Genomic DNA, 20723 nt, shown 5'->3' on the forward strand with positions numbered 1-20723 from the left:
GCCAAGAACTGTCGTTTCGAGCAATCGGATGAATTAACGTGGAATCCAAAAGTGAAAGGTCGTTCCTTCGCCCTGCTTCGATTGCAGTGTGATGTTGCCGCCCATCAAATTGGCCAGGTTTTTTACAATGGCCAGGCCTAAACCATTGCCGGATTGGAGTCGCGCAGTTGATTCGCCGGCTTGCCGGAAGCGCTCAAAAATATTGGCTTGGTCTTTTTCTGAAATACCTATTCCTGTATCCGAAACAAAAAAGTCAATGCGTTCTGGTGTGGCATTTGAAATACCGAAGGTGATTTCACCTTCCTCTGTAAATTTTACAGCATTATCCAATAGGTTGGTGAAGATCTGGACGAAACGAGTTTCATCATTGTCAAGCAGCGGAACCGATTGAGCAATCTCCAAATTCAGGTTGATGTGCTGTTTGTTTTCATAAGCCAGTTTTTTGATGTAACGAGCTTTTAAGCTTTCAAGAACCTGTTCTAATTCAAATGGTTTTTTAAAAATCTTAACCAAACCGGTTTCCAGCTTCGAAATATCGAGAATGTCATTGATAATTTGCAATAAGCCTTCGGCACTCTTGTTGATGATGAAGACATACTCTTCCCGCGACTCTTGAGATAAATTGGTGTTGCTGGTTAGCATGTTCGTAAATCCGAGAATCGCATTTAGTGGTGTTCGGATTTCATGACTCATATTGGCAAGGAAAGCTGATTTTAGTCGTTCAGCCTTCTCTGCTTTTTCTTTCGCTTCTAGAACTTCCTTGAGCATACGTTTTTGTTCCGTAATGTCTTCTTTCACACTGATGAAGTTGGTAATCTTTCCATTGGTGTCTACAATTGGCGAAATGATCTGGCTTTCCCAGTAGCGCTCTCCATTTTTCCGTCTGTTTTCACTTTCTCCAACCCAATCTTGTCCACTTGAAATTGTTTGCAAAATATGTTTGTAGACTTCACTTGAAAATTGATCCGGGTTTAGTTTGTAGAGTTTTTCTCCAATAACTTCGTCCGGGGTAAAACCACTTATTTCGGTGAACTTTGGATTGACATACTCAATCTTGCCTCGAGGATTAACAATGGTGACACTTACCGGGCTTTGCTCAAGTGCTTTACTTAGAAGTTTCAACTTTTCTTCAGCTTCTTGCTTTTCTGTGATATCATGGATGATGCAGTGACAGCAATCTTTGCCATGAAAGCGGATTTGATTAATAAACAGTTCAACAGTTCGTATTTCTCCATTTGCCAATTGGTGTTTGGCTTTTTGGGTGTGACCATTTTGTCCCCTGCTGGGATGGGAAATGGTTTGATAGGTGAGTTCAATTTGGTCAATTTTCATGTCAACCAATTGCTCAACCGACCATCCGTAGAACTTAGCGGCCGCCTTATTTGCATTTATGATCTGTCCGGTATCCGGGTCAACCATGAGCTTGATTGCCGGATCATTCTCAAATAAGTTCCGGTAGTTTTGCTCGTTTTCGCGCAGGGCTTCTTCTGCTTTTTTGCGTTGAGTAATGTTCGTGAGCGTTCCAATATAGCCCAGCAGCTTACCCTCATCGCCAAACTCGGGAACAGCTTCGCCATACACTGAAATGACTTCACCATCCTGGCGCAGGAAACGGTATTCAGCCAACGATCGCCCTTCGTTTAAGGCAATTTCTTTCCACCTTTTTTCCAGGTTGTTCCGATCATCTGGATGAACGGCTTCTAGCCATCCGTCACCTAAAGCTTGCTCTTTTGATATGCCCGATAATTGACTCCAGCGGGGATTGACATAAGTTGTATATCCATTGGGGAGTGTTCGGAAAATACCAACCGGAGAATGTTCGGAAAGTGCCTGAAAGCGCTCTTCCGTACTTTTGATTTTGGATAATGCGTTGAGCCTTTTTTCCTCTGTTTGAAGTAGCATGCCAGCAATCAGGGTTGCAATGGGAAATATAGTGAGTATCGGTGCCCACAAGCGCATGATGATATCCAGCCCGGTAGGCCAGGGTAACAATAATTGGAGTGAGAGCATGATTACGTGAGAAAGAAAACCCAGGGTCCAGAGCTTGAAAAGAGAAAGGTTTTCCGGATTGTTATGGTAGAACTTCCGGACGGCAAGACCGATGATGGCACAAATCGGAATGGTGATGATTCCTGTCATTACGCCCACTCCTCCAAGGAAGAGTCGAAATGCTCCAGCCATTAAAACAGCAACAACTGATGCGATTCCACCCCCGAAAAGTCCTGATAATACAAGAATAACAGAGCGTGCATCGTAAATGATTCCAGGTTCGTAGTAGACAGGAATGTTCATGCCTGCAATGGCAATCGCTCCAAAAAGAAGACCAACAAGAATGCTGTATTTGGTACGATTCTGCTGGCGAAATCTCGAAAGTAAGCTATATAAAACAGACAGTGCAACTAACAAAGCTGCATTTTGAGTGAGTGCTATGAAAAGTTGAAGCATTTGGTTTCTTTACTAATTAGTCCTGAGTACTTGGTCGTCGTTGTGACGCAATTTTGCCCTAGTTTGGTTTCCTAATATAATTATTTTGAGGAGTAGTTTTTATTGATTTACTCGAATAAATCGGGAGCCTGGTGTTTTCATTTTGTTTTAGTCTGTTTTATGTGATTGAAATATAGTGCAATATGAGCTGGGTAGAAATGACTTTTTTCTTCTTTTCGTGCTAGTTGAAGAATGAATTCTCAAAAAAATCCTCAAACGTATTTGCTTATGAATTTGACTAATCGTTATTTTTATGTTTATTGTATGATGTTTCTCAGATGCCTTAGATGATAGGCTTTTGTAAGTTGAGTTTTCCGAAAAGAGAATCATTAACGATAAACTATGGAAAGAATAAAGAAACTTTTTGTTTGGTGTTTTTTAGGGATTGTATTGTGTATTTCATGCCAGGTAAAGGTGGAGAGTACCGGCTTTGACGAACCTGAAAATCCGAATCCTGTTGCTCCAGAAGCATGGAGTGGGGTAGAAGGAGGCTTTCATGCTGCTTTTGGAAGCGTGGATGAACGCTATGATTATGCGTTGTCGCCAGAAGGAAATATGGCGAAGGAATGGGTTGGAAGTGCTTGGAAAGGCGAACGGGTAAATCTTCAGTTGGTGTTGTGGAGTTCTGATCCGGTAGCTACGATCGAGGTGGAGCTGTCAGAGTTGAGTGGACCAGATGGACAGATTATTGCCGCAAAAAGCCTGGGAGTACATCCGGTGCGATATGTTATTACAGATGAGTTTTTGAATGGCTGTGGGTGGCGTGATAAAGATACAATTGCAGCTTTCTTGGCTGCTGATATTTTGGAAACAAACCAGGTGTTTAACCTGAAAGAGCGTACAACTCGCCCGGTTTGGCTAACCATTGATGTCCCAGCTTCTGCTGTTGCAGGAGTTTACACGGGAAGTGTGAATGTGTCTCGTCAAGGAGGACGTGACGTCCAGTTGCCCGTTAGCTTGGAAGTGCAAAACATGGAATTGCCTGCTCCTGCTGATTGGAGTTTCCATCTTGATTTGTGGCAAAATCCATTTGCTGTAGCCCGTTATTACGATGTTGAGCTATGGTCGGATAAGCATTTGGAGCTGATGAAACCTTATCTGGAAATGTTGGCTGATGCCGGGCAAAAATGCATTACAACAAGTATTTTACATCGTCCTTGGGGAGGTCAAACTTACGATCAGTTTGAATCCATGATTCAATGGACGCACAAGGGAAATCAGGAATGGGAATTTGACTATTCTATTTTTGATCAATGGGTTGAATTGGCAATGGATGCCGGTATTACGAAGCAAATTAATTGTTATTCGATGGTTCCTTGGGGGAATCAGGTACGCTATTTCGATACCGATTCTGCAGATTATGTAACGGTAGAGGTTACTCCAGGAAGTAAAGAGTATAAAGCTGTTTGGGAGCCGTTCCTGGTGCAATTTCGAAATCATCTTGCGCAGAAAGGCTGGTTGGATAAAACCTTAATTGCGATGGATGAGCGTAAACTGGAAGAGATGCAGAGCATGATTGAGCTGCTGAAACGAGTGACTCCTGAAATCAAAATTGCTTTAGCCGGAACTTATCATGCTGAGATTACAGATGATCTTTATGATTTGTGTGTTTTCCATGATCCTGAACTGGAGAAACAGTATATTCAAGCTCGCGCTGAAAAAGGACAGATCACAACATTTTATACGATGTGCAGTAAGCCTGAGCATCCAAACAATTTTACCTTTTCGCCTCCGGCAGAACAAGCCTTGCTAGGTTGGTATGCCGCTGCTCGTGGTTTTGATGGTTTTCTACGTTGGGCTTACAACTCGTGGGCTGAAGACCCCTTGCATGACTCCAGGTTTAGAACTTGGCCAGCAGGCGATACCTACCAGGTTTATCCCGGCCCTCTAAGTTCAATTCGTTTTGAACGCTTGCGTGAGGGAATCCAGGACTTTGAGAAGATCCGGATTGTTCGCGAAAAACTGGAAGCAGCGAATAAGCTGGATCAATTAGCCAAGCTGGATGACGCGCTGGCTACTTTTTCTGAAGAAACAATTACCAAGCCTCAAGCGACTAAGCTAGTGAATGCAGGAAAAGAGGTTTTGGATGAATTGGTGATTGATTTGTTGGAGCAATAAGCAAAATCAAAGCAAGAAGACATAAAATAGAAAAGACCGGGAAGTAAATTTCCGGTCTTTTCGTTTCTGTGGGTTGTACTGGATTCGAACCAGTGACCCCTACCCTGTCAAGGTAATGCTCTAAACCAACTGAGCTAACAACCCCTTCGAGCCACAAAAATAGAAAAAAAATAGTTCTGCAAATGGTTTTTTGTTTAAAATGGTCTGATTTATGTGAACCTTTAATCAGATTAAAATGCTATCGTGATGAATCAAGCCTTTTTATATCTTTGTTTGATCAAATTATGACTTGAGCTTGCGTTTTGATTTTATGAAGAACCATCCATTACTAAAATATTGGTCATTGATAATTGCTTTTGTGTTGGCGTCAACAGTGGTGAAAGCTGCCGAAGATGTCGTCTTTAAGCATTATGATGAAAGTATTTTTGTGATTTCCAATTTCTCGGGGACAGACGCTACGGTGAAAGAAAATAAGTCTGTTCAGCAGCTGTTGGATGTTAATATCGGTGGTTTTCGATTTTATTTGGAATGGGAAAGGCAACAAAGTCAGCTCATGCTGCGAAATGCTTATGGAGGTTCTACGCCATTTGTCGATCAATTGATAACCATCCGCAAGCATTTGGAAGAGAAGCCAGATAAGATACTTACCTTATTTTTGGATTTCAATGTCAACACCAATGAGCTAACGAAGGTTATTGAAGAATCGGGTATTCTTCCTTACCTCTATGTTCATGAGTCTGGAAATGACTGGCCAACCTTGAAGAACATGGTTGAGACCGGAAAGCGAGTGGTGATTTTCATGATGCAGGAACATCGGAATAGTCCGGATTGGATTCATTATGTTTGGGACTATGCTGTTGAGCCATATTTCTCGATTTTGGAGGCCCCCGACTTTATTGGCGAGTTTTTGAAGGGCGATCCCAGAAATAATCTGCTGATTTATAATGACTATAACTTTCCTAAACGGGCTGGTCGCCCCGAGGAATCTTTCTTTAATACCACACAAAATCCATACTTGATCGAGCATGTTAAGAATGTGTGGAAAAGTACTGGGAAAACGCCAAACTTTATCATGCTTGATCGTTATCAGAATTGGATTATTCAAGTGCTCTATCAACTTCGAAGTTTTCAGACAATCAAAGGGACTGTGACTTTTAATGCCCAAACCTTGAGTTATGTGAGCTGGGACGGAACCAATAGTTTGACCAGTGGGAAGTATTGTTTCCCCGTAGGCCCTGGAGAAACGGTAACGTTGACTCCGAAAAGCCCGGGATACCAGTTTAAGCCTGAAACGGTGGTTTTTGAAGAGCCTGTCCAGAATAAAGAACAGCATTTTGTGGCGTCGCCTTTGGAAATTACAGAAGGGCTGGAGGCCTACTACAGCTTTGAAAATGGTGCGATGGATTACAGCATCAATGGCTTCGATGGGAAGGATATTGGGGTGAATTACCAAGATGATGCTCAGCGAGGAATGGTAGCTGTTTTTAGTAAGGAGAGCCATATTGTTCTTCCAAAAGCCGAAGACTTAAAGCTCCGGGATCATGATTTTACGATTGCAGCCTGGGTAAAGGTTCGAAGTTACAATGTTGAAAATAGGGATATTAGTATCATTGGGACGAAAGGAAGTTCCTACCAGCAGTCTATTCATTTAGTATTGCGAAACCAGAAACCCTATTTCGGTTTCTATGCGAATGACATGGAAGGCAAGACGACTTTGGAGCCCGGAAAATGGTATCATTTGGTTTGGCGGTACAATAAACTGACTGGAGAGCAGTCCATTTTTGTGGACGGTAAACTGGATCGACGTTCCTTGGGGCATCCCTCCTATAAAGGACGAGAAAATATCTATGTGGGAATTGCAGGCTATAATGCCAGCACGTTTATGAATGGTGAGATTGATGACTTGGTAATTTGGTCACGAACCTTGGGCGAAGAAGAGATTTGGAGCCTGAGTAAAGACTTGGTCGATCTGGCTCAGAGCCGGAGTATCTTCTTGCGTTATCCGGTTTTGTCGAAAGTTGGCTTTATTGTGGTGGCCTTGTTGGTTTTGTTGCTCATTTATCTGAAGTTGCCCGCAGGGATGGGGCGTAGACGTTACTTGTCATCTGAAAAACTGAAAGAACTGGAAAATACTGCTAGCGATTATCCTGAAACAAATTACATTCAGCTCTTTGGTGATTTCCAAGTGGTAGATAAGGAAGGGAAAGATATTACAGGGCAATTTACCCCTAAAATAAAGCAGTTGTTTTTGTTGATCCTGGTTTATGGGCAGCACCATCGGAAAGGGATATCTACGAAAGAATTGTCTCAAATTTTGTGGCCAGGCTTAAGCTATCAAAATTCCAAAAACAGCCGTGGTGTTACCATCCGGAAGCTGCGAATTATTTTGGAACAGTTGGATACCGTTGAGGTTGTGTTTAATGTTGATTGTTGGACAATTCGTTTTGGCAAAACAGTTTATTGTGATTATGTCGAAGCATTGAGATTGTTGAATGAGAACAAAGAGCATAATCCGGAGTTTTTCCTGAATTTCTATCGAATTATTCGGGGAGGGGAGGTGTTTAAAGACGAATCTCATGACTGGTTGGATGATTTTAAAGGGTACATGGGGAACAACATTGTAGACAACCTGCTAAAGTTTATTCATTTGTTGGATCTAGACAGTGAGAAAGACCAGGAATTGATTTTAAAACTGGCTGATCGTATTTTAGTAGCAGATCCAATCAACGATCAAGCGTTGTCATTTAAGCTTCGAGCATTGGTTTTACAGAACAATATGAATACGGCCAAATATACCTACGAAAAGTTTGCTTCGCTTTATGAAGAGCTCTATGGCGAAAAATTGGACCTTACTTTTGATGATTTACTTCGCTCTTGATTCAAATCTCCGTTCTTGAGGGTTAATTTTTTTTATTAATCTTTTATGTTGCTGATTGTTAGTATATTTTGATTTTTAAAAGTTGCTGTTCAGCATAAAATTAACCCAAATATTAACCTATTGATAACCCCTGTGTAAGCCTAAATTAAAAGGTGGGTAAGTGGTTTGTGGTAGCTTTAAATCGCTTAAATTGGCAGATCTGTCTCGTGAGATCATGTTGATTTCGGTGAACCATAAAACGTGAAAAAGATTTGGGTGCTGCCAGTTGATGCAGCCAAAAATTAGGAGCTAATGAAACTGAAACTTGGAAATCTATTCAATGGGAAACGGGCTTACGCCTTCTTTATCCTGTTAGGTGTTGTTGCTTGCCTGGTTGTATTGAGCTTGGGAAACAAGGCAATGGAATATACCTCGACAGATGATTATTGCATGTCGTGCCATGTTCACCCGCACGCTGAAGAGAGCTGGAAACTTTCAACACATTATAATAATGAGGCTGGAGTAATTGTGCATTGCGTTGAATGCCATCTTCCTCCAAAAGGGCACGGACATTTGGTCGCAAAAGCCAAGCATGGATTTAAAGATGTGTATGGAATGCTTTTTAAAGACAGTGCCGACTTTAATTGGGAAGAGAAGCGTAAGGTCGAGAATGCACAGCACTTTGTTTATAAAGAGTCTTGTTTAAAATGTCACCAGAATTTATTTCCAACAACACTCTCTCCAGAGGGTGATGATGCTCACTTATATTACCTGACTAGTAAAGAAGAATTGCGCTGCATTAATTGTCACTTGCATGTTGGTCATCACGATCCTAATGCCGCGCATGAGCACAATATGAATTTTGGAACGATTGCTTCTGCTGAAGAAGAAGTTTATGAGCAACCTACCTCTGTGAATCGTTTTGAGAATTTTACAGAAAAGATTCCTGGAACCAGTGTGAGTTTTGAAATGGTTGCTGTTCCGGGTGGTACTTTTCAGATGGGAAGCCCCGAGAAAGAGCCACTTCGCGACAAGGATGAAGGTCCGGTTTTTAATGCTAAAGTCGGCAATTTCTGGATGGGAAAAGTGGAGGTTAGCTGGGAGGAATACTTGGCATTCTTTAAAGCGACCTCGTCGCAAGGACGAAAAGAAGCGATAGAGGTTGATGAAGAAGTCGATGGAATTACGGGGCCAACACCTCCGTGGGGAGCACCAGACCAAGGTTGGGGAAAAGGATCCCGGCCGGCGATTACAATGAGCTGGCATGCTGCGAACACCTATTGCCGGTGGCTGACTCAGGTTACGGGGAAAAAATACCGCCTACCAACGGAAGCTGAATGGGAGTATGCTTGTCGTGCAGGTAGTCAAACTCCTTATCCGTTTGAGGGCAGTCCAAAAGATTATACCAGCAAGGGGTTTTTGAAAAAGATTTTTTCACCGGATACCGCCATTATCAATAGCTATGTCGCTTACGAGTTGAATAGCGATGGGATGACCATGGCTCCTGAAGCTGTTAAACCGAATGCGTTTGGATTGAAAAATATGTTAGGGAATGTCGCCGAGTTTTGCTTGGATTATTACGATCCAGCGATTTATCAGGAGTATAGTAAGGCGAAGGTGGTTGAGAATCCTCGGGGACCTAAAAAAGGAAGAGAGCATGTTGTTCGGGGAGGTTCTTTTAAAAGCGATGCCAAGGATGTGCGTTCTGCGGCGCGTGATTATACCCGAACCAAGGCTTGGCTGATGACCGATCCCCAAATGCCGAAATCGATTTGGTGGTACTCGGATGTAATGGAAGTCGGATTTCGGGTTGTGTGTGAAGTAGATGAATCAATTGAGCAATAAAAAATACCAATGTCATGACAGATAACTCAAAAAATATTAATCGACGCCGATTCCTGGAGGCTACTGCTTTGGCGGGAGTCGGTGTGTTGGGGGCTGGCGCTGTGCTTTCTTCTTGTAAAGGCAAAAAGGACGCAGCAGCACTTGGTCTGCCTCCAATTTTAAGTGCAGCTCCTGCTGGTAAGAAGTTGAGAGCCGGATTAGTTGGGGTTGGAAACCGGGGAACCGGAGCTGCAATCAACTTTATTAGTGCAGGTCCGGATTTGGAAATTGTTGCTTTAGCAGATGTTTTTCAGGATAAGATTGATGCATGTCGGAAGCGTTTTGCCGGATATAAGCGTCCGATCCCTGAGGAGAACTGTTTTGTGGGCTTTGATGGTTACAAGAAGTTGATGGCATTGGAAGAGGTTGATGTTGTGCTGTTAGCAACTCCACCGCAGTTTCGGCCTTTGCACTTTAAGGAAGCTGTCAAGCAGCAAAAGCATGTTTTTCTTGAAAAACCGATGGCTGTTGATCCGGTTGGTATTCGCTCGGTGATTGCCTCGGCAAAGAAAGCTGCTGCCATTGGCTTGAATGTGGTGACCGGGACTCAGCGTCGTCATCAGGAAGATTATATTGAAACCTACAAGCAGGTAGCTAACGGAGCAATTGGACAAATTACTTCGGCTAAAGCCTATTGGAATCAGAATCACGTTTGGTTCCGTACCCGCGAGGAAGGTTGGGATGATATGACTTATATGATGCGCAACTGGAACAACTTCTGTTGGTTGTGTGGTGATCACATTCTGGATACGCATGTGCATAACATCGATGTGGTGAACTGGTTTATCGGGAAGCAGCCTGAAAGTGCGATTGGCTATGGAGGTCGTGCTCGACGGTTGACTGGAGATCAGTATGATTATTTCAGTATTGATTTTGAATATGGAAATGGCGTGAGCTCACACAGCATGAGCCGTCAGATTGATAATTGTGCCAACGGAACCGGAGAGATGATTGTTGGAACAGAAGGTTATACCAACTGTCAAAATACAATCTGGAATTTGGATGGTACTGTGAAGTGGAAATTTGAATACCCGATTGGGGAAGATGGACAACCGATGAATAAAGTGAAGATTCCTCCTTACGTTCAGGAGCACATGCACTTGGTTCATGCAATTCGAACCGGGGAATATGTGAATGAAGCAGAAACAACAGCGATTTCAACCCTGACTGCAATTATGGGTAGAACAGCTGCTTACACCGGGCAAAAAGTAACTTGGGACGAGATTTTTAAATCAGATATGGATTTAGGGCCAAAAGAAATGAAGTTTGGTCCTGTAGATATGGAATTCCCTGTTCCTGTGCCAGGAACAGCACACAAAGCTTGACAAGAACTGCCGAGCCAATTAAACCACTATTAACCTAGTATTGGGGAAGTTTCGGCTTCCCCTTTCAGCCCATGTGGCTAGTTGAAACTAAATTAAACGAAAAGCTTATGGTCTCTTTGGTAGTTCCGATATTTAATGAAGAGGAGTTGATTGATGAATTGGTTCCTCGAACCGTAAAAGCCCTGGCAAATATCAAGAATGAGTTTGAATTGATCTTTGTCGATGATGGGAGTACAGATGATAGTTTGAAACGGCTGATTGCTTTCCAGGAGCGAGATGATCGAATTCGGGTGATTTCGCTTTCCAAAAATTTTGGTCATCAGGCTGCTTTTACTGCGGGGCTGGAACATGCAACTGGTGGCTATGTTGCCATGATGGATGGAGACTTGCAAGATCCTCCGGAATTGCTCAAGGAGATGCATGATAAGCTGGTTAATGAGGATTTTGATATCGTTAGTGGACGAAGGTCGGCACGTAAGGGTAATAAGGCTAAAAACGCAGTTACAGGAGTTTTTCATAACCTGTTTAAAAGCGTTGCGAATATTGAAGACCTGGAAAATGCCGGAAACTTCTCCATGATGAACCGGAAAGCACTGTCGGCATTGCTGTCACTCGAAGAGCGGGTGCGTTATTTGCCTGGATTACGAAGTTTTGTTGGTTTTAATCAGGGGTTTGTGGATTATGTGCGCGAAGATCGTTTTCAGGGGAAACCTAAAATGACTTTCGGAAAGCTGTTTGTGTTGGCTGCAGATGCTATTTTTTCGTTTTCGAAGTTCCCAATTCGTGTGTGTTTGGTGTTGGGATTGATTGGAACTATTGTTTTTATGCTGGCTGGTATGTATGTGTTGGTGGCCAAGTTTCTTGGTTTTGCCATCATGGGCTGGTCGTCAACCGTGCTGAGCATTTATTTTTTAGGATCAATTCAGTTGATCTTTTTGGGGGTTGTGGGTGAATATGTCTATCGTATTTATAAAGAGTCACAGCGACGCCCACTCTATTTTGTGAAGAAGATTTATCAATCAAAAGATAATAAAGCATGAATGAGCGTCACCTGAAAGTATTGTTTTTCTCGCTGGCTGCAGCTTTGCTGTTGGTATTGCTGGTGGTGAGCCGCGATGCAGGAATTTCGGGTGACGAGGAAGTTCATTACGTTCATTCTGAGAAAGTTTACGATTATTTTGCATCCTACGGGAAAGACCGCGATGCGCTGAAAACCCCCAAAACACATTTGCAGTACTATGGGCAAACGCCGGATAACCTGGCTACCATTTGTATGCATTGGTTTGGGATTGATGATGTGTATGGTTTTCGGCACTTGTTTAGCAGCTTTATAGGTTGGTTGTGTATTCTGGTGGCCGCCCTGTTTGCCACATGGCTGAAAGGCTATCGTGCCGGAATTATAACACTGCTGCTGTTTGCTGTTTCACCGCGTTTTATGGGACACTTGCAAAATAATCTGAAAGATATTCCTTTTGCCCTGGCCTATATTGCTGGAGTGTATTATACGCTGAAATTAACCTATGCCAGATTTAAGCCAAGCTCTTCGATTTCGATTTTGCTTTTAATAGCGAGTATTGCTTTTTCCGTCAGTATCAGGGCAGGAGGAATCTTATTAGCCTTTTACCTACTTTTCGCGGGGGTGCTTTTCTATTTTTACGAGTACCTTGATGGGCGGGAAGTAAGGTGGGCGCATGTCCAGCGGACTTTTCTAAAGTTGCTGGTCTTTTCTTTCGCAGGTTACCTGCTAGGTCTGTTGCTCTGGCCATATGCGCTTCAAAATCCATTTATCAATCCTTGGAAATCGTATCAGGTAATGACTGATTTTCCAACGACAATTCGGCAAATTTTTGATGGAGAGTTCATTTGGTCAGACTTTAGGCCTTGGTATTATTTGCCCAAGTATATGTTGATCACCATTCCGCTGGTGGTTCTGGGTGGACTTGTTCTGTTTGCAGTTTATGGCAAGTCGCTAATTCAGGGTAAGCATCGGTTGACTTATATTTTGCTGGCCTTTACGACACTTTTTCCGGTCATTTTTGTCATTCTTACCAAATCAAACCTGTACGGTGCGTGGCGCCACTTCCTGTTTGTTTATCCTGGAATTGTTGTGCTATCGGCTGTTGGAATTAACGAGCTGTTTGGCCGTTTTAAGAAACAAGGGGCGAAAGTGTTGGTTGCAGTCGTTCTGGTTGGCTTGTTGATTCATCCGGTTGCTTTTATGGTGCGTTCGCATCCCTATTATTATTTGTATTACAATCAGCTGGTGGGTGGTTTGAATGGTGCCTATGGGCGCTATGAGACCGATTATTATTATCACACCATGCGAAGTGGCGCCGAGTGGCTGGGAGATTATTTGAATAAGCAGCATCAGAGTGAACCCTTGGTTGTTGGAAGCAACTTTCCGGTGCAGTGGTATTTGTGCGATCATGCGAATTTGAGTTTCCGCTATTTTCAATACCAGTTTCGAAGTGATGCTGACTGGGATTACGCGATTATTGGAAATAGCTACATTCAGCCAGGGCAGCTTACAAATGGCAATTTTCCTCCAGAAGGAACAATACATGTTGTCGAGGTTGATGATGTTCCTGTTTGTGCGGTGGTCAAGCGGAAGTCGAAAGCTTCATTGCGGGGTGTTCAGGCTTATTCTGATAAGAATTATGAGCTGGCGGAAGCGAGCTTTAAAAAAGCGTTACAGTCCTATAAAAGAGATGAGCATATTTATTCTCGTTTGGGAAAAACCTTAAGTTTGCAAAATAAAAGGCAGGAGGCGGTGGATGTTTTGCAGACCGCATTGAGTATTAATGGGAATTATGAGCCGGCATTGAAGTTGATGGGGCAATTGTCCGTTGAAACAGGTGATCAGGCGAAGGCGAAAGCTTATTTTGAGCACTTGCTTGACGTTAATCCCAAATATTTTAGTGCCTATGTGGAGCTAGCTTCAATTTACGGGCAGACCCAGCCGGAAAAAGCCAGGCGGCTGTTAAAGGACTGCTTGCAGATTTATCCAAAGTATGAACCTGCAATCCGAGCACTGGCAGAGACCTATCAGGAAACACATCCTGAAATTGTGGATAAGTATAGGGAATACCTGAATACAATTAATGACTAAAAAATAAATACGAATGAAAAAACTAATGTTGATTTTAGCCCTATTCGGAATGTTGGCCGTAGGAGCTTTGCAGCCAGTAGCTGCACAAGAGCAGGAAGAAGATTTATTTGAAATGGAGGATACCTTGTCGATTGATGATATGGATCCTGTGTTTTATGAAGCAGAACAAGAATCTGGAAGTAGCAGCACAACTACTGTATTAATTATAGTCGCAATTGTTGTTGTGGGTGCCGGTGTTTACTTCGTTGCTAAAAAGAAGAAAAAATAGGCCTGTTTTAGGTTTATAAGAGAAAAGGGAAGCTCTATGTATATCATAGGGCTTTTTTTGCAATAGGGCGGCTTAAAATGGCTTTTGAAGGATTGAATCTTGTCGTTTTGTATTGTTTTTCGCTTTTTGAATTCAAAAAGTTTGAAAAGAAACAGGAACGGGCGAATTGTTGGCACGATTTAATAATTAGTTAATATTTGATTTTTCTTGTCTGTGTCTCTAGTTATATTATCATAATAGTTTAGCATTCAAATAATTTGTAAGGAGCGTATCGTGTCAGTGCTTTCAAATTGAAAGCAAAAAAAACAATTTGATGATATTTGTTTTGTTCTGATTGAGAATATTTGGATGTTAATTAAAATTTTGCTCTGTTTTTGCGTGTGTTTTAAGCGTTTGTGTGTTTTTTAACATGTTTTTAAAAACTGTAAGCTGTACTCGAAAAGTACTTGCTCAAAATGACCTTTTTTAGCTTTTTAATAAAACTTTGAAGCTTCTATCTTGTTTTTTACTTTCATTTTAAAACTAATTTTCTTTTAACAAAAATTATTCATGCTCTTTGTCAGGTTTTTGGGTGAAAAGCGGCTATACATTTGCCCTTGTTATTACAACAAATTAACGATTAAAACCATTTGTCATGAAAAGGAAAAACAGAATTATCGGCTTTTTATTTGCTGCTATGTTTGTGGCCTCTTTGAGTGTTTTTGCAGGAGAAGAAACAGCTTTTGTTGATGATTATAAAATTTCCTCGAAAGTAGATTTCGAACCAAGCAAGGTTTATCAAAAAAGTTGGGAAATCACCTACGGCGAATCAAAGCGTCCGGTTCAGGTTTTCTTGAAAGAAACCAAAAAAGGTGAAGAATATATTATCCGCACCAATTATTTTGAAGTAAAGTATGTAAACTCCGAGAAGGGCTTTGGAGCCCGTTCAATGAGGGTATCGGAACTAGTTGTACCGGAGAGCTTGAATGAGCAGGTATTGAATCAAGATCAGCTATCAAGACAGAAAGTGATTACAATGTCGCAGATTGATCGTCAGGAAGCCCTTGATTTAATTGCCGGTTTTCTTCCTGAGCTCGTAAATGACCAGTACAAGAATATCCTCAATTAATAATTAAACAGCTATTAATTTATAAGCCGCTTCCCCCCAGAAGCGGCTTCTTTATTTTTAGGCTTTTAAGAATGGGTGATAATCGCCCTTAGCCCCGATGGGGTGGCTGTTTCTTAGTTCATGCGTCAGCAGGATGCATGGCTTAGCTTCTTGAAGCCCAAAACCATTTCCCTCAAGAATGTGCTGATAGCTTTGTGTGTGTAGATCTGTAAATCCACCGCTAAACTCAATTTCTTCATTTTCAACGGTGATTGAACGGTAGGTTCTCATGCCTTTATCTTTTGCCTCTTGGGGAATACTGTTGTAGTCGAGACTTAAAAACCAACGAACCCGAGCGTTTTTTAGTTGCAGGAAACCAGCTGCTTTATCAGCTTCATAGGTGTGGACAACACTGTGTTGAACTTCTCCGAAAATCCATTGGAGCATATCAAAGAAGTGGATGCCGATATTGGTGGCTACACCGCCGGATTTGCTTGGATCACCTTTCCAGCTTTTGTAGTACCATTTCCCTCTGGAGGTGATGTAGGTCAGATCAATGTCAAAAATTTTGTCGGGTGCCGCTTGCTTAACCTTTTCTCGTAAAGCAATAATGGTTGGATGCAATCTTAGCTGAAGGATATTAAAGACTTTCTTGCCAGTGGTTTGTTCCGCTTGTTCAATGCGTTCCAGCTCTTCGGGATATAAAACAAGTGGTTTTTCACAGATTGCAAAGCTCTGATTTTTAAGTGCAGCTTGAATGTGGTCTGCATGTTTGTAGTTGGGAGAGCAGATGCTTGTATAGTCGATTGGTGTCACATGGCTCTTTTGCCATTGAGCTACAAAAGTTTCAAACTCTTTTTCATTCAAAAAAAACTCTGCTTCGGGAAAAAAGCTATCCATTCTTCCCATCACGTCAAACTGATCGGTTGCCGCCACGATGGTGTTGCCAGTTTCACGAATGGCACGCATATGGCGTTCAGCAATGTAGCCGGCTGCACCGACTAGCACAAAATTCTTCATTCTTATAATTTATAAACTTTTTCAGATGGGTTTTTAATCATGTTCCTCAGGTCAACAACGAGCTGGGCATGTTCTTGGATAAATTCTGCATCAAACGTTGAATGGTTCGTGCTCAGAACAACGCAGTCGGCTTGCTTGATTGTTTCGGCCGAATAGTTCGAAGCATCAAATTGACGTCCCTCATCAGATGTTATTGAGGGAACAAAAGGATCGGCATAGCTGACAAGGCCCCCTTTTTTACATACTTCATCTATGATTTTCAGCGCAGGAGATTCCCGGGCATCATCGATGTTGGGTTTGTATGCTACGCCTAAAAACAGGATTTTACTACCGTTGATCGCCTTTTTATGGCGGTTGAGTGCTGAGGTAATCTTAATGGTCATACGGTGAGCCATCATGTTGTTGATGTGTCCTGCGGTATGAATCATGCTCAGGTCGAACCCGAATTTTTTAGCAATGTGTTCCAGGTAAAATGGATCCAGTGGAATACAGTGTCCCCCGATTCCCGGACCCGGATAAAAAGCCTGAAAACCATAGGGCTTAGTGCTTGCGGCTTCAATAACTTCCCAAATGTTGATGTCCATTTTTCCGCATAGAAGTGCCAGTTCGTTCACCAGGCTAATGTTCACCAGGCGATAAGTGTTTTCCAGAATTTTAACCATCTCGGCTACACGAGGAGAGCTTACCGTGTGGATGGAGTCGATGGCCTTTTTATAAATTGCTTTGCCTACTTCGAGTCCGTCGTCGGAAAGTGCTCCTAATACTTTTGGCGTATTTCTGGTTACAAATTGTTTATTTCCAGGATCGACTCGTTCTGGTGAGAAGGCTAGCCAAAAGTCCTTGCCATGTTCTAGTTTCGAGTGTTTTTCGAGAATTGGAAGAATGAAGCTTTCAGTTGTTGTAGGATAGGTCGTGCTTTCCAGGCAAATGAATGTTCCGGGACGCATATGACGCGCAATCTCAAGGCTTGATTCTTCAATATAACTCATGTCCGGCTTTTTGAAAATATCCAAGGGCGTTGGGACGCAAATTAAAATTGCATCACAATCAGCTAGCTGGGAGAAGTCCGTTGAAGCGGTTAGCGTGCCATTAGTCACGACTGTTTTTAAATCGTCGTCTTTGACATCGCCAATGTAATTGATGGCAGCGTTAACCTTTTTAGCTTTTTCCTCCGACTTTTCAAAGCCAATGACTTTGGTGTTTTCCAGTGCAAAACTAACGGCAAGAGGAAGTCCGACATAGCCAAGGCCAATGATGCCAATCTGAATTGTATTGTTTTTTATTTTTACCAGAGCGGATTCCTTTATCATGTTTTTTTGTTTTATATAACAATGATTCTAATGATAAGAAAATGGTGTTTAAATCTTGTTTAGGTTAAACGTATTTTCTCAATAAACATTTTATTCGAATATAGATGGTGAATTAATTCGGAGATGATTAAATTTTTCCATCATTTTTAATTCGAGTGCGTGTGGCATTCTTCTGTGTGCCTCTTTTTCTGGGTTTTGTAGTTTTTTGAGTGGCGGATTTTTCTTTAAGAGATTAATTGCATCTGTTAGCATGTCGATTTCTTTTTCATAAAGGCGTGATGCTAGATGGTAAAATGAATCTTCGAAATAGACAGGGATGATTTGTCTGTCAATGAGCCAGCCTTCATCAGCCTTGTCCGAGATAATATGGGTGCTTACTCCAATAGGTTGTTTTTCGAGAATTGCCCATTTTAGAGCATCAAGCCCTTTTACGGCTGGAAGATATCCTGGATGGGCATTTATGATTTGGAATTTTAGGGCCAAATCGGCAGGCAAAAGACCTGCCCCTCCAATTAGAATGTAATCAAAACTATTTTGTTGAAAGAAGAGTTCCAGATCATTAGTCCCAACTCGCGTTAATGATAATTCAAAGTTTTTAGCGAGTTGATCAACTGGGACGTTGATTGGAATGCTTGGTCTGTGTTTTATTATTGGTTTGAAGCTCTTACGTTCAACCCATGGAAGAACAACGAGGTGGATATCTTTATAACCTTTTGCTATTAGAGAGAATATAACATCTTGTGTTTTTTTATGTGGGGTGTCGTAAGTAATTAGTGCAATCATATTTTTAGTTGATTATTTTAGGGGATGATGGTTTTTATTGCGTTTGCAACTTTATCTATTTCATAATCAGTAATAAAAGCGTGCATGGGTAAAGATAGTACGGTATCTGCTAAGAGAGAGGCAACTTCAAATTTCTCATGAAAAACGATGTCAGCTTGAAACGCTTCTTGCTTAGGGAGAATGACCGGATAATGGACGGTCGTTGGTATGCCTTGTTGTGTTAATTGAGCTTTTACTTCATCTCGGTTTTCGAGAATGACGGTGTATTGGGCCCATACGCTTTGTTTGTCGGGCGTAATTTCCGGAAGAAGGACATGCCCTTTTAATTTCTCCGAATAGCGTTCAGCTGCTCGTTGGCGTTTTTGTATCTCGTCTTCAAAATGTTTCAGCTTTACCCGTAGGATGGCTGCTTGAAGCGTGTCGATTCGTCCGTTTATACCTATTTCCTGATGAACATAGCGAGCTTTTTGTCCATGGGAACGGAGCATTTTTATTCGCGAAGCCAGTTTGGGATCATTGGTAAATATCGCACCGCCATCGCCGTAGCATCCAAGGGGTTTCGCTGGGAAAAAACTGGTGGTTGCCAGATGTGTCAATGAGCAGGAGCGCTTTCCTTTGTAGGTTGCTCCAAAAGATTGAGCACCATCCTCAATGACCCATAGCCCGTGTTTGTGAGCAATGGCATTTATTTCGTCAAAATTGGCACACTGTCCAAAAAGTGAAACCGCAATAATTCCTTTTGTTTTGGGGCCAATTCGTTCTTCTATTTGTGTTATGTCCAAGTTGAAGTCAACCGGAGAAACATCAACGAATACCGGTTTGGCACGGTAGAAGCTAATCATACTTGCAGAAGCTATAAAGCTAAAGGCCGGGCAGATGATTTCGTCGTCAGGTTGAACATCTAAGGCCATTAGCGACAGGAGTAAGGCATCGGTGCCAGAGCTACAGCTAATCGCGTGCTTGACTCCTGTAAAAGTTGCCAGTTCTTCTTCCAGTTTACCAATTTCGGGGCCATTGATGAATGCGCTGTTGTCAATTGTTTGTTGGATCGCAGCGTCAATCTCACTTTGATAAGCTCGGTATTGTTTGTGAAGATCGTTGAAGTTCATGCTGGTTTCAATCATTCTACAAAAATAATGGAATTCCTATAAGATTATTACATTTGCTTAACAATGTCCGCAATGAAGAAAGTCCTCATTATTACTTATTATTGGCCACCAAGTGGAGGAGCAGGTGTGCAGCGTTGGCTCAAGTTTTCCAAATATCTTCCAGAGAATGGGTGGGAGCCATTGGTGTTGACGGTAGATCCGCAGAAGGCGAGTTATGCACAATGGGATAAGACCCTGGAAAAGGAGGTTGCTGAGCATGTTAAAGTATATACAACAACTACGTTTGAGTTGTATAACTTATATCGGTTGCTGATTGGGAAAGGTGAAATTCCGTATGGAGGTTTTTCCAATCAGCAGAACGACTCAATTATGCAGAAATTGGCCAAGTTTGTTCGAGGAAATCTCTTTATTCCTGATCCTCGGCGGGGGTGGAATCGGTATGCTTACAAAAAGGCCAAGCAACTGATTGAAAAATATAACATTCAAACGGTAATAACGACGAGTCCTCCGCATTCAACACAGTTGATAGGCTTGAAACTACACCGAAAACTAGGGATTCAATGGATCGCTGATTTACGAGATCCGTGGACTGATATTTACTATTATCGGGAGTTGGGACATACGCCAATCGCGAAGCATATTGATCGAAATTTGGAGCGAAAAGTATTGAACGAAGCAGACCAGGTTGTAACAGTTAGTGAAGATATGAAGAGGTTGTTCTCAGAAAAACTGAAGCAAGCAGATTGTTCGAAGATTTTGGTTATTCCGAATGGGTTTGATGAAGAAGATTTTAAGCTTGATGAAATTACAGCTGATGAAAAGTTCGTGATTACTTATACCGGGACGATCTCTGAAGCTTATGATATTGACGGTTTCTTAAAGGCAATCTCAGGGTTGGATTCTCGGTTGCAGTCAAGAATACGCTTACGTTTTGTTGGAAATATTCCAGAGTCCACGGTGCTGAAAATACAAGAACAGCTTCCTTTGGTGGATCTTGATTTGGTGGGGTATGTTGATCATCAGAAATCGGTTCGTTACCTGTTGATGTCTTCCATGCAGCTGCTGGTTATTCCTAAAATTGAGAATAATAAGGGGATTATTACTGGCAAGTTTTATGAGTACCTGGCTTCAGGAAAACCGGTTTTGGCTATCGGTCCAAAAGGAGGTGATTTGGAGTCATTGATTCACGAGACTCAGTGTGGTGAGTTGTTTGACTATGGTGACACGGACAACATTAAGCTAATGATTGAAGAGGAATTGAGTGGTCCCCGTAAAGCGAATAGAAGCTTGGGGGTGAAGTATTCAAGGAGAGAGTTGGCTAAAAAACTAGTTCAGGAGGTGGTTGTGTAAAGCTTTTATGTTTGACCAA

14 protein-coding genes and 1 tRNA gene are annotated in these 20723 nt (G+C 42.0%); 9 read left to right on the forward strand and 6 right to left on the reverse strand.

Going from position 1 to position 20723, the window contains the following annotated elements:
* Nucleotides 1-33 precede the first annotated feature (33 nt).
* Nucleotides 34-2445 carry a PAS domain S-box protein gene (locus BM156_RS03460; protein WP_093918414.1) on the reverse strand — a complete coding sequence of 804 codons (2412 nt, stop codon included), beginning with the start codon at nt 2443-2445 and terminating at the stop codon, nt 34-36.
* Nucleotides 2446-2826: 381 nt separating this feature from the next.
* On the opposite strand from BM156_RS03460, the gene BM156_RS03465 reads away from it, so the two are divergent.
* Entirely contained in the window at nt 2827-4602 is a 1776-nt protein-coding gene (locus BM156_RS03465) for a DUF4091 domain-containing protein (RefSeq protein WP_093918415.1), read from the forward strand.
* 69 nt (nt 4603-4671) lie between these two features.
* Here BM156_RS03465 and BM156_RS03470 read toward each other — a convergent pair.
* Nucleotides 4672-4746, reverse strand: a tRNA-Val gene (locus BM156_RS03470).
* Between the two features lie 166 nt (nt 4747-4912).
* On the opposite strand from BM156_RS03470, the gene BM156_RS03475 reads away from it, so the two are divergent.
* The 7 genes from BM156_RS03475 to BM156_RS03505 all read left to right on the forward strand — a co-directional run bounded on the left by BM156_RS03475 (nt 4913) and on the right by BM156_RS03505 (nt 15153).
* The gene (locus BM156_RS03475) at nt 4913-7480 is read left to right on the forward strand and encodes a LamG-like jellyroll fold domain-containing protein (RefSeq protein WP_093918416.1); all 2568 of its coding nucleotides are present in this window, start codon (nt 4913-4915) and stop codon (nt 7478-7480) included.
* Nucleotides 7481-7771: 291 nt separating this feature from the next.
* Nucleotides 7772-9304, forward strand: a complete 1533-nt coding sequence (locus BM156_RS03480) for an SUMF1/EgtB/PvdO family nonheme iron enzyme (RefSeq protein ID WP_093918417.1) — start codon at nt 7772-7774, stop codon at nt 9302-9304.
* 14 nt (nt 9305-9318) lie between these two features.
* Nucleotides 9319-10668, forward strand: coding sequence for a Gfo/Idh/MocA family protein (locus BM156_RS03485; protein ID WP_093918418.1), 1350 nt, complete (start codon nt 9319-9321; stop codon nt 10666-10668).
* Nucleotides 10669-10775: 107 nt separating this feature from the next.
* Complete coding sequence (locus BM156_RS03490) at nt 10776-11708, forward strand: glycosyltransferase family 2 protein (RefSeq protein ID WP_133464253.1); 933 nt, start codon at nt 10776-10778, stop codon at nt 11706-11708.
* Complete coding sequence (locus BM156_RS03495; RefSeq protein ID WP_093918420.1) at nt 11705-13777, forward strand: hypothetical protein; 2073 nt, start codon at nt 11705-11707, stop codon at nt 13775-13777. The genes BM156_RS03490 and BM156_RS03495 overlap by 4 nt, the downstream gene beginning before the upstream one ends.
* Before the next feature lie 13 nt (nt 13778-13790).
* Complete coding sequence (locus BM156_RS03500) at nt 13791-14045, forward strand: LPXTG cell wall anchor domain-containing protein (RefSeq protein WP_093918421.1); 255 nt, start codon at nt 13791-13793, stop codon at nt 14043-14045.
* Between the two features lie 634 nt (nt 14046-14679).
* Entirely contained in the window at nt 14680-15153 is a 474-nt protein-coding gene (locus BM156_RS03505; RefSeq protein WP_093918422.1) for a hypothetical protein, read from the forward strand.
* 57 nt (nt 15154-15210) lie between these two features.
* On the opposite strand, the gene BM156_RS03510 is transcribed toward BM156_RS03505, so the two are convergent.
* From BM156_RS03510 to BM156_RS03525, 4 genes are all read right to left on the reverse strand, one after another.
* Nucleotides 15211-16152, reverse strand: a complete 942-nt coding sequence (locus BM156_RS03510) for a Gfo/Idh/MocA family protein (RefSeq protein WP_170846846.1) — start codon at nt 16150-16152, stop codon at nt 15211-15213.
* Nucleotides 16153-16154: 2 nt separating this feature from the next.
* Complete coding sequence (locus tag BM156_RS03515) at nt 16155-17462, reverse strand: nucleotide sugar dehydrogenase (protein WP_093918424.1); 1308 nt, start codon at nt 17460-17462, stop codon at nt 16155-16157.
* 90 nt (nt 17463-17552) lie between these two features.
* Nucleotides 17553-18245, reverse strand: coding sequence for a formyltransferase family protein (locus BM156_RS03520; RefSeq protein WP_093918425.1), 693 nt, complete (start codon nt 18243-18245; stop codon nt 17553-17555).
* Nucleotides 18246-18262: 17 nt separating this feature from the next.
* Nucleotides 18263-19369, reverse strand: a complete 1107-nt coding sequence (locus BM156_RS03525) for a DegT/DnrJ/EryC1/StrS family aminotransferase (protein ID WP_212733397.1) — start codon at nt 19367-19369, stop codon at nt 18263-18265.
* A 57-nt stretch (nt 19370-19426) separates the two neighbouring features.
* Here BM156_RS03525 and BM156_RS03530 point away from each other — a divergent pair, with 57 nt between their 5' ends.
* The gene (locus BM156_RS03530; RefSeq protein WP_170846847.1) at nt 19427-20704 is read left to right on the forward strand and encodes a glycosyltransferase family 4 protein; all 1278 of its coding nucleotides are present in this window, start codon (nt 19427-19429) and stop codon (nt 20702-20704) included.
* The last annotated feature ends 19 nt before the right edge of the window (nt 20705-20723 follow it).

The organism is Sunxiuqinia elliptica (assembly GCF_900113005.1).
In the GTDB taxonomy this organism is placed as follows: Bacteria; Bacteroidota; Bacteroidia; order Bacteroidales; family Prolixibacteraceae; genus Sunxiuqinia; species Sunxiuqinia elliptica.